Raw genomic sequence first — 15,232 nt, 5'->3', positions numbered from 1 at the left:
GATGTTCCCTCACAAGCCATCTGGGAAGAATGTCTGCGCGTACTCAAGCCCGGTGGTCATCTACTGTCCTTCTCGGGATCCCGAACTCAACACCGGATGGCAGCGCGTATTGAGGATGCGGGCTTTGAAATACGTGACATGATCGTATTTCTCTACGAAACCAGCAACATTGCTCAGGCCCTCATTGAAAGTTTGTCGCCGGATCAGCTCAAATTACTGGACGCGACATTTGGACGTGACGGAATGTTGGGCTGGGTATACGGTTCGGGCTTTCCTAAATCTCACCATGCGTTAAAACCGGCACTGGAGCCGATTACCCTTGCCCGTAAGTCATTCAACTGGTCTATAGAATCGAATCTATGCGCGCATGGTACCGGCGTTCTGAACATCAGTGAATGCAGGATCCCTCTGGCAGAAGGAGAATCACCCTATGATTATCCAAATGGCCCGGGAGGTTCCGATCCTAACCACATGTGGCAAGGCAGAAATAAAGGTGCTGGGGATATCGCCAGGCAAGGAAACCCTGATGGCCGATGGCCTGCCAATCTTATCCATGATGGCAGTGATGCAGTACTTGCCTGGTTCCGGGATAACCCTCAGCAGGTAGAAATTAGCAGCGCCAGTTGGTTCTTTTATTGTGCAAAATCCAGCAAAAAAGACCGTGGTGAGGGTAACAATCATCCATGTGTAAAGCCCACCGAGCTGATGCGTTACCTTTGCCGCCTGGTTACTCCCCCAGGCGGCACTGTACTTGATCCCTTTATGGGGAGTGGAAGTACCGGTAAAGCTGCGGCGATGGAAGGTTTCTGTTTCATCGGTATTGAGCGCGAAGCGGATTATGTGGAAATTGCTCGCAGGCGTATTGCGGCAGCACGTAGCACCATGGCTCGTTCTGGCGATGCAGGAATACACATTGACAATTGAATTCGGGTAAAATGCCTCTAAAAATGTTAGCGAAGATTTGAGCTAACATTTTTATGGCTCAAGGCCATAACCTAACCTAACAGACAGCTTTGTGCCAGAAGCAGATCTTGAACAAAGTAAAGTTACCATTTACCCTGAAAACTTGTTAAGAACTTGGGATGCTGCTCTGTTTGTCGTATTTAAGCCTGTCTTCCCTGAAACGATCCGCATTCTCGACAATCCAGGTCCATAGCGGAATCATACGAACAAGCAGCTCCATCCCCGTATCAGAAAGCTCGTACTCGACTTTCGGAGGAACCTCACCGAAATCATGGCGGATAACCAGTCCGTCACGCTCAAGCTGCCGTAATGTGCGCGTCAGCATACGCTGAGTCACTCCATGCATACGCCTGCCAATCTCGGCATGACGCAGTCTGCCATAAACGCCAAGCGTGTTGACGATACCCAGCGACCAGCGACTTCCTGCATGAGTCAGCACTTCCCGCCGCAAACCATCATCATCGTCTCTCAGACCCTTACATACAGCCTGCGAATACTGAAGAATCTCTTCCCGAACCATCTCACTAGCTCCCAGTATCATGCATGTACCTTCTTTTTTAGCCTGTTATGAATTGCTAGAGTGGCTCAACAATTCCTGTAAGGCCAGATTATGAACAAAACTGCTCTTAACACTACGTCTGAAAATATCCTCGTGCTCGGTGCCGGTGAGCTGGGCCTCCCCGTTCTGCGAAATCTTGCCCTTCGGGCAAAAGATGTGGAGGGAACGAAAATCAGCGTGCTGCTGCGCGAAAGCACCGTAACGTCAGATGAACCTGGAAAACAATTCGTTATCACGGAAATCAGAAACCTCGGTATCAATATAGTCACGGGCGATCTCGTCATGAGTTCTGTCGACGATTTGGCCAGCCTCTTTGCGCAATTTGACACAGTCGTTGGCTGCACGGGGTACGCGGCCGGCATAAATACACCGATGAAACTGGCGCAGGCGGCCCTGCAGGCGCGGATTCCACGCTATTTCCCATGGCAGTTTGGTGCCGATTTTGATGCCATCGGACGCGGCAGTCCACAAGACATCTTCGACGCGCAGATTGACGTGCGTGACTTACTACGCAGCCAGCATGAAACTGAGTGGGTCATCATTTCGACCGGCATCTTCATGAGCTATTTGTTCGAACCAGACTTCGGTGTGGTCGATCTGCAGAACGATACTGTTCACGCACTCGGCAGTATTGACAACACCATGACGCTGACAACTCCCGATGATATCGGGATGCTGACGGCAGCGATCGTATTTAAAACTCCTCGCATCCGGAATGAAATTGTGTATATCGCCGGTGATACACTGACCTACGCAGAGGTAGCAGATAAGCTGCAATCAGCGCTTGGCCGTCCTTTCAGCTGCACGGAATGGAGCGAACAATATCTGATGGATAAACTCGCGCTCAACCCGCAAGACATGATGTCTAAGTATCGTGCCGTTTTTGCACAGGGGCGGGGAGTTGCATGGGATAAAAAGCAGACATTCAATGAACGCCATAACATTCCGGTTACCGACGTGGCAGCCTGGATAAATGCAAACCTGACCCCGGGCAGCTCATTATAAACGTATTTAAGCTGCTGTAATAAATACCAGAGTCTTTCTCCTACCTACCCGAATATGGTGAAGAGAAAGACTCTGTTCCCCCTGTTGGCACTGATAGCAAAGCGGTTACGCTGTGTGAGCTGAAAACCGGCTCTCCGGTAAACCGGGGAATACGGCTGATTCCGCTCTTAGCAACGCTCCATCATGCCTTGACGGCACAGAAAGACCCACGCTGGCACTGGTACAATACAGCGTTGTGAATGCTTCTCCCGCGAGTGTCGGGCAAGTGCTCTGAACTCCTGGAGAGGGCAGGATACTCTCCGTCGTTCCGTCCGGACGATAACGTACAACACGGCTTCCTCCCCATTCGGCATTCCAGACATAGCCCATTGCGTCCACGCAGGAGCCGTCAGGCGCCCCCTTTCCTTCTGTTGCAGTGAACACGCGCTGGTTATTCATAGAGGGGTAATCACAGCACATTATACGGCCCTGCATCGAGTCACAGTAATACATCGTGCTGCCGTCCGGACTGAAACAGATGCTGTTCGGGATGGCCACCTCAGGCAGGGGTAGCGTCTCAATGCTGAGTGTCGCTGCATTTAGCCTGTGAAATCTTCCTATGACTTTCGCGGGGTATCCGTCATCCATGGTCCCGAAGACGAAATTACCCTCGCGGTCGCACCGACCATCCCCTGTCCGTGTTCCCGGTCCTCCCGGTGACGCCACAACCGGCGTAAAGATACCCGTATTCAGATCGCAGAAGGCGAATCGGGACGCCAGTCCCATCAGTAAAACGTCAGAATGTTCAGTAAGTGCAAACGATCCGAGGCGCTCAGGCAGGGACCAGCGCATCACAACACTGGTGTCTTCTTCAAGGGCAAGCAGCTCGCTGCCTTCAATGTCAGTCCAGTAAATCCTGCGTGTCCTCTCGCACCAGATTGGGCACTCTCCCAGCAAATTTCTGGCATCAGCAGCCACTGAAAACATGTTATTTCTCCCGCATATAAAAGTTTCGCATCGCGCCTGACCAAAAGCGTAAGGCCATCTGCACTATGGCAGACGGCAGTAACAAGCTATTCCCACCCTGTCAGGGCAAAAAACGCGCTGAAAGTTTGTCACCAAAAAGCATGATGGCGAGTCCTGCCAGCATGACCAGCATGCCCCCCAGTTTGAGCAGCGAAACCGGTCGCCGTACAGCACCCAGCAGACCGAAATGGTCAATCATCTGCGACGAGAGTAACTGCCCAACGATTGCCAGCCCGAGCAGGGCTGAAAAACCGATTTTCGGTGCCAGCACCACGTAGCTGAACAACGCACAGGCACCGATCAGGCCGCCCGCCAGACTCCATGCTGGCTGCGAAGGAATAGCAGCGAGAGAGCTAAATAACCCTCCACGTAGCAGCGAGTAAATCCCGAGGCTCAACGCCCCGGCCGTAAAGGAAAAGAACGCGGCGGTGACCGGATCGCCCCCGAGTCCTTTTGCGAGCTGACTGTTCAGGGTCGTCTGCAAAGTAATACCAAGACCCGCTGCAAAAGCTATTACGTAATAAATCGCGCTCATGCTGTTATTCCCTGTCAGCTTGCCTGTACCAGCGGCAGGAATTTCTCCGCAAAGATGTCCGGCTCATACCCGGCGGCGGCGAAAAGGTGTTCGCGTGATTCATCGATGGCAGCACGAAGACGCTCGCTGTCCACGCCCAGAACTTTGCCGTTCTGCTTGACGATGCGCCCGCCAATCATGACGGTATCGATGTTGCTGCGTTCAGTTGCATGCACCACCGTCCCGAAGGCATTCCCGTTCGGATAGAGATTGAGATCAGCAGCGTTAATCAGGATCAGGTCGGCCTGTTTGCCTGGCGTCAGGCTACCCACTTTATCCTGTAGTCCAGCACAGGTCGCACCATCGACGGTTGCCGACTTCAGCAGCTGCGCTGCCGGGAGCGTTGTCAGAGAATGCCCTGAATCACAGCAGTGCTGCTTATGCATACCCATTACTCGCTGCAGATAGAACGCCACGCGCATTTCCATAAACATATCTGTGCTGTAAGACGTTTCGTTATCCACGCTCAGGCCAGGATTGATGCCATGGCGCTGCGCGGCCTCAATGGCAAACATCCCGCTTTCAATGCCATAGTGCGAATCTGAGCGCGGACAGACGTTCACCCGTACGCCGGCTTCACGCAGGATTTCCCAGCCCTCATCAGGCAGTGCTGTGCAGTGGTTGAAGATATTGTCCGGGCCCAGCAGGCCCTGCTGATGCAGTGATTTAAGCTCTGAAGCCATTTCAGCGCCAAAGAATTCGGTCACGATTGGCAGCCCGAGCCGGCGGGCCTCGGCCCACAATTCCGGCTCCAGCTGGGCCATGACGCCCAGAGAAACCAGTCCCTCAGGATTGTCTTTGAAATATTTTTCCTGCAGACGCTGCCAGTTACCCGGCCAGTGCGCTTTATCCCATTCGCCTGCTACCGGCGCGCCGGAAGCATGAATAGCGCGAATTCCGGCATCAAGCAGGGCTTCAACGGCGGCGTCTGCATGTGCTGCGGTACGGCTGTTGTGCGAGTTATCAATCATGGTAGTGATACCCGCATCAATCGCGCCCAGCGCCGTCAGGAGATTACCGACATAGATATCTGCGGGCCGATAGTATTTCGCAAACGAGAAGTGCGTGGCATTGCTATAGTCGTCCAGACAGGTGGCGTTGGGGTTGATGCGGCGCAGCTGGCCTTCCCAGGCGTGACGATGAGAATCGACCATCCCCGGCATGGCAATCATATTTGTGGCATCAATGACGTGAGCACCCTCGGCGTTCAGGTCCTTACCGATGGCGGTGATGGTTGACCCTGTGACAAGAATATCGCCACGTTCATAGTTACCAACATTCTCATCCATACTCAGTATGGTTGCACCGCGGATCAGCGTTACCGGCGCATTTGCCGTCTGATTGTTAACAATATTTCTGCTGTAATCGGTCATTTGAATTGTCTCTTTCAGGTTCAGAAGGAAAACAATACGCCTCCTATTTAAGCTGAAAAAGATGACTAACGTGTTTTCATCATTCAGAATTTGCGAATAATGATGGTTATCACCGTCACATGCTATTCAGGAGCGCAATCAGGTGGATCGAATTCAGGCTATGCAGGTTTTTATAAGGGTGGCTGAGGCCGGAAGCTTTGTCCGGGCAGCGGAAACACTGTCCCTGCCTTCTTCTACTGTTACCAGCACCATCAAAAACCTGGAGAAATATCTGCAGGTGCGTCTGCTGAACCGGACCACAAGACGGGTCAGCCTTACTCCGGAAGGTATGCAGTATCTGGCGCAGTGCCGGGAAATTCTGGCCTTAATTGAGCATACGGAAGCCAGTCTGGCCGATTCGAACAGGCGCCCCCGTGGCCGTTTACGCGTTGATATGCCCGGCGGTATAGCGCACTTCCTCGTGATGCCAAACCTGAAAGAGTTCTACAGCCGTTATCCTGATATTTACCTGATGATCGGCGTCAGCGACCGGCAGGTTGACCTGGTTCAGGAGGGCGTGGACTGCGTGATCAGAACCGGAGAGTTACTTAACTCCACGCTTGTAGCCCGTTCGCTCGGAGAATTTCGCTGGATCACCTGCGCCTCTCCCGATTATCTCAGGGAGTACGGTATTCCGCAGTCACCTGAAGATTTATCTCATCACCGGGCTATTCATTATTTTTCCGGACAAAGCCGGCGTACAGACGAATTGCGTTTTGTAAAGGGAACAGAAACGCTGTCCGTACCCGTCAGGGGGCAGGCAGCCGTCAACGAGACGGGACTCTATATAAAAATGTGCCTCGAAGGATTCGGGCTGGCGCAGCTTGCTGAGAACGTTGTGGCAGAACACCTTCAGAAAGGAACGCTGGTTGAAGTCCTGGCCGACTGGCAGCCGTCGTCTGTTCCTGTCGCATTGGTTTATCCCCATCAGCGTTTTCTTTCACCCGCCGTACGTGCATTTGCAGACTGGATAGATGAAATATTCAGTTGATACGTCTGTCACAGCTCCCCGTTGCACACTAAAAGTCAGTCATAAGGCTTGCTTATTATATTATTACTGACCGCGATCGCCCTGAGCGGCCTTTTCACCGAAAAGTCCGCTCATCGGGATAGTACAGATGGCTCCGGTACCATTAAGACGCTTCAGAACCTCGATGGAAAGTGATCTTACCCAGCAATAGTGGACACGAGACTAAGTGAGTAAACTCTTAACCAGAGGTGACTCATATGGCAAAACCAACGGCGACCAAAAAGCCCCGTAAACAACACACGCCGGAGTTCCGCCAGGAAGCCATCAAGCTTGCTGAACATATCGGCGTGGCCGCTGCAGCTCGCGAGCTCAGCCTGTACGAATCGCAGCTCTACAACTGGCGCAGCAAGCAGAAAAATCAGGCAACGTCCTCTGAGCGCGAGAGTGAACAGGCAGCTGAAATTGCTCGCCTCAAACGCCAGCTGGCTGAAAAGGACGAGGAGCTGGCCATTCTCCAAAAGGCCGCGACATACTTCGCGAAGCGCCTGAAATGAAGTATGTCTTCATCGAAAACCATCAGGCTGAGTTCAGTATTAAAGGCATGTGCCGGGTGCTGCGTGTGGCCCGCAGCGGCTGGTATGCCTGGCGGAGCCGTTGCACAGTTATCAGTGCACGCCAGCGCTTCCGACAGAACTGCGACAGCCTGGTCTGTAGCGCCTTCAGCCTGGCTAAACAGCGCTACGGAGCACCCCGCCTGGCAGAAGAGCTGCGTGCGCAGGGCCTGACATACAACGTGAAAACGATAGCCTCCAGCCTGCGGCGTCAGGGTCTGCGGGCAAAAGCTTCACGCCGGTTCAGTCCGGTAAGCTACCGTGAACACGGTCTGCCGGTCTCAGAAAACCTGCTGAAGCAGGATTTTAACGCCAGCGGCCCGAACCAGAAGTGGTCGGGAGACATCACATACTTACGTACGGCTGAAGGCTGGCTGTACCTGGCCGTGGTCATCGACCTCTGGTCGCGGGCCATTATCGGCTGGTCGATGTCATCGCGGATGACGGCAAACCTGGCCTGCGATGCGCTTCAGATGGCGTTATGGCGGCGCAGGCGGCCAAAATACGTTATCGTTCATACGGATCGGGGCGGGCAATACTGCTCAGCGGACTATCAGGCGCTACTGAAGCGGCATAATCTGCACGGGAGCATGAGCGCCAGGGGGAACTGCTATGATAACGCCTGCGCGGAGAGCTTCTTCCACTCGCTGAAGGTGGAATGCATCCATGGAGAACGTTTTACCAGCCGTGAAATGATGCGGGCAACGGTGTTTAATTATATAGAGTGTGATTACAATCGCTGGCGTCGTCACAGTGCCTGCGGCGGCCTCAGCCCGGAACAGTTCGAAAACCAGACCCTCGCTTAGGGACGTGTCCACTTCACGTGGGTAAGATCAAAGCATCCGCCGCAGAGGATCAGCTGGTACCCTGTTGTGTAAACCCATTCAGCCCGGCTGCTGTACAGGTTCCAGGTGCGCATCTCGTCCGGCAGCCATTCCGGTGCAGGCTCCTGCAACTGAGATTGCTGTGGTCATCAGTAATGGCACCGTCCAACCTCCGGACAACTCCTGTACTTTACCCAGCAACAGCGGTCCCATCGCCGCCATCAGATAACCGATACTCTGCGCCATACCTGACAGCGCGGCAGCATCACCAGCGTTTGTAGTGCGCAACCCGATGAAGGTCAGACCCAGCATCATGCTGGCACCCGAGCCGAAGCCGAGGAGTGCAGCCCACAGCATCGCCAGATTTGGCAAATAAAGGATGCCAATAAAGGACACTGCGGTTAACAGGCTGACGCCAGCAGCGGCTAATTTCTGATCGTTAAGACGACGCAGCGTGGCTGCCAGAATCAAGCCGGGAATGGCGGTGGTAAGCTGAAGGATACCATGTACCTCACCAGCCTGAGCTGAGGAGAGCCCACTGCCTGTCAGAATGGCTGGCAGCCAGCCGACCGCAACATAAAACGGCATCGCATTCAGGCCCATAAACAAGGTGACCTGCCACGCCAGAGACGAGCGCCAGACCGCAACGGTCGCTGCTTTTTTCTCACCTGCTACTGGCAGTTGATGCTTTTTCTTAAACTGCGGCAACCATAAAAGCAACGCAAGGAGCGGTGCAATAACCAACATGGCTAACGCGATGTTCCAGCCCCAGCTCTGCGTCAGAGGAATGACAATGGCAGAGCCAATGGCGCCAGCGGCGCCCATGGTGATGGAATATGCTCCCGTCACGGAAGCCACGTTGCCGGAAAAGTCACGCTTGATCAGGCCAGGCAGCAGGACATTGCCCAGGGCAATCCCGATACCAATTAACACTGTTCCGCCATAAAGCGCCCAGACGCTGTCTGTTGAGCGAAGCAGAATCCCCGCTGAAATCACGACCAGGGCACCAAAAAGGGTGCGTTCCAGGCCGTACTTGCGGGAAATCGATGCGCTCATTGGAGAAAAGGCGGCAAAGGCCAGTAAAGGCAGCGAGTTAAGCAGCCCAACGGCCGTGATACTTAGGTCAAAATCATGGCGAATAGACTCTAAAACGGGTGCGATAGCGGTAAAAGGAACACGCAGGTTAATGGCGATAAAAAGGATGCCGGTCACTAGTAGGATTGAAGACCACTTGTTCGTAGTGTGGGACATAAGTTTTGCTTTCTCTGAAAAAAGAAAGACTTTAAAGGACGCATGAGTTACAGAATATAGATAACCTGACAACATATAGCTAAATCATGCCAGTTAATAAAAAATCCGTGACCTCGCCGGAAGAGTTTAATGCCGATGATTTCAGTCAGGCCGCTATCGCCCTGCATGTATCATCGTCAGGCGAGTATGCCGGGCAGAGTCCGCACGCTCATCGCAAGGGGCAACTTATTCTCTCTTTGCGCGGTGCAGTGCGCTGTGAGGTTGAGGATGCGCTGTGGCTTGTTCCACCGGGACATGCCGTCTGGGTTCCGGGAGAAATCCCCCACCGTTGCCGGATCACGAAGAATGCAGACACGTGCTTTTTATTCATCGAGCCCGGCACGGCAGCGATGCCAGAAGTCTGCTGTACCATAGCGATTACACCTCTGGTCCGCGAGCTTGTTCTGTATCTTGCAGAGCAGGAACATGCTTATTCGCCTGACAGTAAGACCGCAAGGCTGGCAGCGGTGCTGCTGGAACATATACCGGATGTGCCGGTTAAAACGCTCCACCTGCCGAGATCCGACCATCCTAAAATCCGGACTATGGCTGAGGCACTTTTTAATGATCCTGATGACCGGAGGACGTTAAAACAGTGGGCTGCTCATCTTGCTACCAGCGAACGATCGCTGGCCAGGCTGATAAAAGAGGCGACAGGAATGAGCTTTGGTCGCTGGCGTCAGCAACTGCATTTGATGATTGCCCTGAGCCATCTGTCTGAAGGTCAGCCCGTGCAGTGCGTAGCCGGAACGCTGGGATATGATTCGGTCAGTGCGTTTATTACGATGTTCAGAAAAGCGTTGGGTAAATCACCGACGCAATATTTTTCTTCCCTGGATTAGTACACAAGCACAGAAGGCGGATTTATTCAAAGAACACCAGCGTCCGCTTTTCGCTCGTTGCCGACCGTCATGCTGAATCGTGTTATAACAAAGAACACGGCCAGATCAAGTCTGAGCCTATACATCTAAAGTGATGAGCGGGCTCTTTGCCGCCCGCCCCCGCAGCCTGCGAATTTTTCCTGACACACAGTGCCACGAAAAATTCGTAGGGAGGTTATACCTTTAACACCACCACGACTCTGCCCACAAGAATATATTGTCAAAGCCACATTCCTTTGCGGCTTCTTGCCCCTGCCCTCAGGCTTTATCCATCAAATAACGATGTGCTTTTGATGCCGCACTGGCGGCTTTGAAAATATAGCGTTTGTCGTTTTTCAGTGCTTTCAGCCAGGAAGCGATATAGCTTTCGTGCTGAACCTCTCCGAGAATCCCCAGATCCGCCATAAGGAACGCGCTTCCCAGCTCGGCGATCAACTCCTCATAAGCATAATCCTCACTACCAAATTTTCCTTTAATCTCGCGATTCAGGCGGCTTTTACCACCACTCCAGTGCACCAGTTCATGCAGTCCAGTGGCGTAGAAATTGGCTGCATCTGAAAACAGATAGCGCTCTGGTAGCCAGACTTCATCAGTTGAGGGTCTGAAAAAGGCGTTTTGTCCTTTCTCAATAATGTTTGCGCCGCTCTTCTGGAACAGATTTTCAGCCTTCGGCAATGGGTCAAAGGTTGCTTCCGGGCTGACTGTTTCAGTTGTCAGAGGCAAGCCGTCAATTTGCTGAACGTTAAACACGGTGAAAGTTTTCAGCATCGGGATCTGGTCGATTCCACCATATTCGTTTTCTTTCTCTAAGGTTGTATAGAAAATGGCTGTCGTGCCGTGCTCGCCTTTGCGAACCTGCCCACCTACTGCCTGTGCTTGTTTGTAGGTCATCCAGCGTGAATCACCGAAGCCCTGTTTTGACGCACTGCACCACAGCAGCATGATATTCATTCCGCTATACGAGATACCGGTTGCGAAGTTGCAAGGCAACCCAGACATGCCCGGCACCCGTTGCCACGGGCAAGACCATGGTTTTACACCGACTTCAAGCGCTGCAATGATGTTGTCGGTGACGGTCTGATAAATATCTGTTCTGGTTTGAGAAAACTTCGTTTTTGAGGAGCCTGACTGCTCCAGCGGGGATAAGCTGGTCGCCGCTGCGGTGTTAGGGGCGCTAGTCTGGGTGGTATGCAGGGAAATGGTCATGTTTTTTCTCCGTCAGTGGTGTGATTTTCGTCTTCGTATCGCCTGACGATTCGCTTTCCCGGCATCGTTCCGTCCCGCAAGGGCGCAGAATGCGTGCCATTTACCCTTGCGGGACGGGTTGTGTTGGGAAACGATTAACCGGAAGCTGATACGGGAACGAAAATCACGCTGGAGAAAAACTGCTCCTGCATAGGCGGGCGTAGCGCCCCTTGTTCCAGAGTGGTGAAAGGGGGTTGGGGGTTGGGGTTTGGGTTTGGGGTTTCCTGATAGAATCACATAGTGGGTGATAATATGTTTATCAACCGAGTTAGGCATTCATGTTCGCTGGAGATGGTTTTTTCTGTAAAGTCTCGCTCCGCCATTCTGATTCATATATATGATAGCTAAATTAAAATTTATTCAGAAAAATCAATCCAAACAACAAGTCGGCATAAAAATAATATAAAAAATGAATTAATTAATAATTAACAGTCACTCCAAGCCAGTAAAAATTAAAATCCCTCTCCTAGATTGATCTCCCGACTAGCCATATCATTATATATAAGCACCTCCCATGTGCTAGGCAGTTGTGGTTACAACATTAAGGCGATTGCAGTTATATTTCCGGCCTTGTTGTGTCAGCCTAAGCTGACGCGAGCCCTAATGAACTTCGCTGGCTTATGTCTCGTTACTTGTACGAACTCAGAGTTCGATAATTTTTCAGGTTTAGTACGCCTGGACCTTACCTATTTTGTCATTACTTACGACTAGTTGAGCAATCGCAGGAGACTTACTGATTTTGAGTCCTTAACAGCTACATCGTTTCCGGCTGGTTTAAATACTACTTATCGTGAGGCAGAATAGAGCAAATGGTTCTGGCCATTTTATTGTCCAGCACCGCCGATGCAAGTTTTACTGGCCGCTTTTTAAGGAGTTCTATTACCTAGGGCCCCGCCTGTTCACCTTTTGAGCTTGCGTTTTGCAAAAAATTTATTAACCATACATCCATATTTAATTTAAAAAAATTACAATAAAATATTAGGGAGGAGCAATCTAATTGCCCCCATGAATACTTCAAAAACCCAAATCTTATAAGCCAAGTTTATCTTTAATCCACAACCAAATTTTATTAAACACGCTCTGCTTGGAGTAAATGCGATTATAATGGTCAATTCGGGCTTGTTGCTCTCTATACCTTCCCTCTTGGATTTGCTTTTCAGTCCAAGCGCCGCACCATACTATCTTACCCTTTCTAATATAATAGTGAGATTTACATTCTTTTTGCCAATTACCTACAGAGGGATGTAAAGTTGGCCCCTGCTCAGTTTTAACAATACTCCACTCGTTGACATCTATTGGGGTTCTAATCTTTGCTCCGCATCCACATGCACATAAATGAGATGCCGTACCAAATCTTTCCGAGTAATAAAGGGTATTTGGCTCAAGATCTCTAGGCATACTATCAACTTCAACTAGCTTTATAGTAAAAGTTTTCATGATATTGACTCAGATACAATTTTCAAATCAGATATGTTGAATAATGTATGGTAAAAGTCTTCTTCACTCGAGTAAAATCCTTTATATTGCTTGAATTTTATAACTGCCAAGCAGGCATTCAATGCATTGAGCTCGCCGATTTGAATATTAGTGCGATATAAATTATCCCTTTGTTTAGATAAGTCAGACAGATTTTTATCCAACACTTCTTGGGCGCTCCCCTCCGGATAGTAAGTAGTTCTTATCATTCCGCTTAAGGTTCCTGATTTCTTAGATAAGCCCATGCCAACATCAATGTAAGGTATTCCTAAACTAATTAATGCTTCAAATATCTCTGCTCTTGACTCCCCATTATCTACACAGACAAAAGCAAAAGTCACTCCCTGTAGTAACTCTAATGATTCTGTACCAATCTTCTGTGTTTTAAGGAAAACTCCATGTCTGAAATTATCATATCGCTCCTGATATACAGTGCTTTTCTTTTTCTTAAACTCGGTATTTTCCGTTTTCCCAGGAGACCTGAAAGCATTATGAATGAAGAAATCGTCGAAATCGAACCCCCTTATTTCCTTGACTGGAGTCTTGACCAAAAAATCAAGAATATAAGAACCAGTGCCCCCTAGCCCTATAATTGCTACAATTTCACTTTTAAATTTATTCGACAACTCAACTATTTCGGCTCTGCTCGTTAAAGTATCTTGGAATTTAAAAACGCTATTTTCTTCTATATCAATTTTATGATTAAAGGTATAAGGATCAACATTGTATAATTCCATAGCTGGTCCAGATATTATTGATGTATAGCTTTCAATTTTTTTAAAAAAATCTTCAAAGTTGCCAGGTACCCCTTTTACATAGGGTTTATTTGAAAATTGTCTTTGAACTATTAAATCTGTACAATTTTCGCTTAATGTTAATGTAGCAGGACGGTCTGCTAAATTCGGGATCAACATGCCGTTTACATCACAAGGAGATTCTCCGGTAAAAAAAACCTGATGATCTTCTTGCATAACAGTTTCTGCGTCTTTATATACGATTTTGCATATAAATGCAGCGTACAATAATTCCTTACTTTCATTTAAGTAAGGAATATCTCTAATTATCAGATAATTACTATCGAAGCTTACCGCATAACCTTTTTCAACTAACAAGTTTAAGTCTTGATTATGACTGACCAGTTTCTGAAACATTGAATTCCATCCCGTTTTTTACATTAATGATAGCGCCTTTAGTGAGAATGCCTTCAGGCTTTACCCCTGGACCTTTTTTATATTTAACAGAATACGTTATTTCAGGGTGGGTAGCGTAATCAGGCACTTCCAATGTGACTACCTCTTCATAACTAATTTCTTTTTTGTACCACTTATGTAAAATTCCTTCTACAAAAATATCAAATGATAAGTCAGGCTTCTTTTTAGTATAAAAGCGTTCAACACTGGGTTGGGTAATATCTATAAGCCTATCATCATTAACTATTTGATCAGCCTCATCCTTATACTCTAAAAATAGATCGAAATCGCTTGAGTTTTTTTTGATAAGTTTCTTTATATCCCCCCCCCTGATTGCCCTCGGCCAAACCAAGTTGAGACCATCAACAGTAAAATTATAACTAGCATCGCCTTCTATGATATAAATATCGCTAGGGCTGGAAATATCTATTTTTTCATTAGGCCTTAATTCTTCCAGCTCTAAATTTTTTACCTGCTGATAAACCCTATAATTTTCAACTGGGTGCACACCAAAAACATCAGCCAACTCTCCACCTGTAACTTTGGCATCGTCAAAGGTGAAATCACTAAATTCAAATTTATCATCGGAAATTTTAACAACGTAGTTATTGTTACTCATTTTTCACCTATCTTTTTTAGGAGGAATCATCATTGACTTTTTAAATCGAATTCATGTTTCAATTTATTACCGAAAATTACGACAGTCAAGTAAACATGAAATAATTAAGATTATTTTTATAAGCAATTGTTTTTTAACAATTATTTTTGAAGAATGAAGATTAAAAATCGAATTTCGATTAGTATTTACATCTTGCTGACAAATAATTTTTCTAAGAGAGGATTTAGGTGGGGGTTCGGGCTGCTAAAAATAGACTGCCCTACTCAGTGATAACTTCCTGCATGCCCGGCAGATGCTCATGCCAAATTTTTGCGATCAGATAGCCCATAAGTTCACGTTTTATCGTTGGTTTTAAAGCTTTTTTCGATGACATCTTTCAGTGCCCCATATTCACGACCAAGCTCGGCAAACATCCTTTTGAGACGACGGTTTTCATCCTCAAGGCCTTTCATCTTTTTGATATCAGAGGCTTCCATCCCACTGTACTTAGCTTCCCAGTTGTAGTTCGAGGCCACAGATATGCCTGCTTCACAGCAGAAATACTTGACAGCACGTACGGCTTTGACGTACTTCAAAACGGCGATGATCTGGTGTTCCGTGAATAGGGT

14 protein-coding genes and 1 pseudogene are annotated in these 15,232 nt (G+C 49.1%); 5 read left to right on the top strand and 10 right to left on the bottom strand.

All coding sequences use genetic code 11. The features are described from left to right. Window positions 1–18 precede the first annotated feature (18 nt). Window positions 19–924 carry a DNA-methyltransferase gene (locus tag ACMGG1_RS07245; RefSeq protein WP_224251940.1) on the top strand — a complete coding sequence of 302 codons (906 nt, stop codon included), beginning with the start codon at window positions 19–21 and terminating at the stop codon, window positions 922–924. Between the two features lie 145 nt (window positions 925–1,069). Here the strand turns inward: ACMGG1_RS07245 and ACMGG1_RS07240 are convergent, their stop codons facing one another. After that, window positions 1,070–1,504: a winged helix-turn-helix transcriptional regulator gene (locus ACMGG1_RS07240; protein ID WP_197769050.1), complete on the bottom strand. Its 435-nt coding sequence runs from the start codon at window positions 1,502–1,504 to the stop codon at window positions 1,070–1,072. A 69-nt stretch (window positions 1,505–1,573) separates the two neighbouring features. On the opposite strand from ACMGG1_RS07240, the gene ACMGG1_RS07235 reads away from it, so the two are divergent. Continuing rightward, the gene (locus tag ACMGG1_RS07235; RefSeq protein WP_047740651.1) at window positions 1,574–2,527 is read left to right on the top strand and encodes an aromatic alcohol reductase; all 954 of its coding nucleotides are present in this window, start codon (window positions 1,574–1,576) and stop codon (window positions 2,525–2,527) included. Between the two features lie 105 nt (window positions 2,528–2,632). Here ACMGG1_RS07235 and ACMGG1_RS07230 read toward each other — a convergent pair whose 3' ends face one another. From ACMGG1_RS07230 to ACMGG1_RS07220, 3 genes are all read right to left on the bottom strand, one after another. Beyond that, on the bottom strand, window positions 2,633–3,493 hold the full coding sequence (locus tag ACMGG1_RS07230) for an SMP-30/gluconolactonase/LRE family protein (RefSeq protein WP_047740649.1): 861 nt from the start codon (window positions 3,491–3,493) through the stop codon (window positions 2,633–2,635). Window positions 3,494–3,593: 100 nt separating this feature from the next. Continuing rightward, a complete protein-coding gene (locus ACMGG1_RS07225) occupies window positions 3,594–4,067 on the bottom strand; it encodes a DMT family transporter (protein WP_012539997.1) in 474 nt (157 codons plus the stop codon). 14 nt (window positions 4,068–4,081) lie between these two features. Further along, window positions 4,082–5,479, bottom strand: a complete 1,398-nt coding sequence (locus ACMGG1_RS07220; RefSeq protein WP_047740647.1) for an amidohydrolase family protein — start codon at window positions 5,477–5,479, stop codon at window positions 4,082–4,084. A 142-nt stretch (window positions 5,480–5,621) separates the two neighbouring features. On the opposite strand from ACMGG1_RS07220, the gene ACMGG1_RS07215 reads away from it, so the two are divergent. Continuing rightward, window positions 5,622–6,509: a LysR family transcriptional regulator gene (locus ACMGG1_RS07215; protein WP_414161256.1), complete on the top strand. Its 888-nt coding sequence runs from the start codon at window positions 5,622–5,624 to the stop codon at window positions 6,507–6,509. A 236-nt stretch (window positions 6,510–6,745) separates the two neighbouring features. Further along, a protein-coding gene (locus ACMGG1_RS07210) for an IS3 family transposase (protein WP_089575847.1) occupies window positions 6,746–7,905 on the top strand; the annotation gives its coding sequence in 2 pieces (ribosomal slippage) (window positions 6,746–7,004 and window positions 7,004–7,905; 1,161 coding nt in all). Between the two features lie 78 nt (window positions 7,906–7,983). On the opposite strand, the gene ACMGG1_RS07205 is transcribed toward ACMGG1_RS07210, so the two are convergent. Further along, window positions 7,984–9,174 (bottom strand): CynX/NimT family MFS transporter, encoded by a 1,191-nt coding sequence (locus ACMGG1_RS07205; RefSeq protein WP_047740640.1) that lies wholly within the window; start codon window positions 9,172–9,174, stop codon window positions 7,984–7,986. An 86-nt stretch (window positions 9,175–9,260) separates the two neighbouring features. Here ACMGG1_RS07205 and ACMGG1_RS07200 point away from each other — a divergent pair, with 86 nt between their 5' ends. Further along, entirely contained in the window at window positions 9,261–10,055 is a 795-nt protein-coding gene (locus tag ACMGG1_RS07200) for an AraC family transcriptional regulator (RefSeq protein ID WP_047740638.1), read from the top strand. Window positions 10,056–10,352: 297 nt separating this feature from the next. Here ACMGG1_RS07200 and ACMGG1_RS07195 read toward each other — a convergent pair whose 3' ends face one another. The 5 genes and pseudogenes from ACMGG1_RS07195 to ACMGG1_RS07175 all read right to left on the bottom strand — a co-directional run. Next, window positions 10,353–11,300, bottom strand: coding sequence for an ArdC family protein (locus ACMGG1_RS07195; protein ID WP_047740636.1), 948 nt, complete (start codon window positions 11,298–11,300; stop codon window positions 10,353–10,355). Between the two features lie 1,068 nt (window positions 11,301–12,368). Continuing rightward, a complete protein-coding gene (locus ACMGG1_RS07190; protein WP_071844519.1) occupies window positions 12,369–12,776 on the bottom strand; it encodes a DUF6527 family protein in 408 nt (135 codons plus the stop codon). Beyond that, window positions 12,773–13,966, bottom strand: a complete 1,194-nt coding sequence (locus ACMGG1_RS07185) for a ThiF family adenylyltransferase (RefSeq protein WP_103072789.1) — start codon at window positions 13,964–13,966, stop codon at window positions 12,773–12,775. Before ACMGG1_RS07185 ends, ACMGG1_RS07190 begins: the two co-directional genes overlap by 4 nt. Further along, window positions 13,941–14,624, bottom strand: a complete 684-nt coding sequence (locus tag ACMGG1_RS07180) for a multiubiquitin domain-containing protein (protein WP_080962815.1) — start codon at window positions 14,622–14,624, stop codon at window positions 13,941–13,943. Before ACMGG1_RS07180 ends, ACMGG1_RS07185 begins: the two co-directional genes overlap by 26 nt. Window positions 14,625–14,873: 249 nt before the next feature. Continuing rightward, window positions 14,874–15,211, bottom strand: a pseudogene (locus tag ACMGG1_RS07175) (transposase); the annotation flags it as partial. Window positions 15,212–15,232: the final 21 nt, after the last annotated feature.

The sequence above is a fragment of the Serratia sp. BNK-12 genome (assembly GCF_047456085.1).
Classification (GTDB): domain Bacteria; phylum Pseudomonadota; class Gammaproteobacteria; order Enterobacterales; family Enterobacteriaceae; genus Serratia; species Serratia liquefaciens.
Note: the sequence above shows the minus strand (reverse complement) of the source record. Positions and strands in the feature narration are given on the sequence as shown.

What these genes read in the sequence shown, in the direction of transcription:
- ACMGG1_RS07240 (WP_197769050.1), bottom strand. Translation starts at nt 1,504, where the DNA reads ATGATACTGGGAGCTAGTGAGATGGTTCGGGAAGAGATTCTTCAGTAT.
- ACMGG1_RS07235 (WP_047740651.1), top strand. Translation starts at nt 1,574, where the DNA reads ATGAACAAAACTGCTCTTAACACTACGTCTGAAAATATCCTCGTGCTC.
- ACMGG1_RS07230 (WP_047740649.1), bottom strand. Translation starts at nt 3,493, where the DNA reads ATGTTTTCAGTGGCTGCTGATGCCAGAAATTTGCTGGGAGAGTGCCCA.
- ACMGG1_RS07225 (WP_012539997.1), bottom strand. Translation starts at nt 4,067, where the DNA reads ATGAGCGCGATTTATTACGTAATAGCTTTTGCAGCGGGTCTTGGTATT.
- ACMGG1_RS07220 (WP_047740647.1), bottom strand. Translation starts at nt 5,479, where the DNA reads ATGACCGATTACAGCAGAAATATTGTTAACAATCAGACGGCAAATGCG.
- ACMGG1_RS07205 (WP_047740640.1), bottom strand. Translation starts at nt 9,174, where the DNA reads ATGTCCCACACTACGAACAAGTGGTCTTCAATCCTACTAGTGACCGGC.
- ACMGG1_RS07200 (WP_047740638.1), top strand. Translation starts at nt 9,261, where the DNA reads ATGCCAGTTAATAAAAAATCCGTGACCTCGCCGGAAGAGTTTAATGCC.
- ACMGG1_RS07195 (WP_047740636.1), bottom strand. Translation starts at nt 11,300, where the DNA reads ATGACCATTTCCCTGCATACCACCCAGACTAGCGCCCCTAACACCGCA.
- ACMGG1_RS07190 (WP_071844519.1), bottom strand. Translation starts at nt 12,776, where the DNA reads ATGAAAACTTTTACTATAAAGCTAGTTGAAGTTGATAGTATGCCTAGA.
- ACMGG1_RS07185 (WP_103072789.1), bottom strand. Translation starts at nt 13,966, where the DNA reads ATGTTTCAGAAACTGGTCAGTCATAATCAAGACTTAAACTTGTTAGTT.
- ACMGG1_RS07180 (WP_080962815.1), bottom strand. Translation starts at nt 14,624, where the DNA reads ATGAGTAACAATAACTACGTTGTTAAAATTTCCGATGATAAATTTGAA.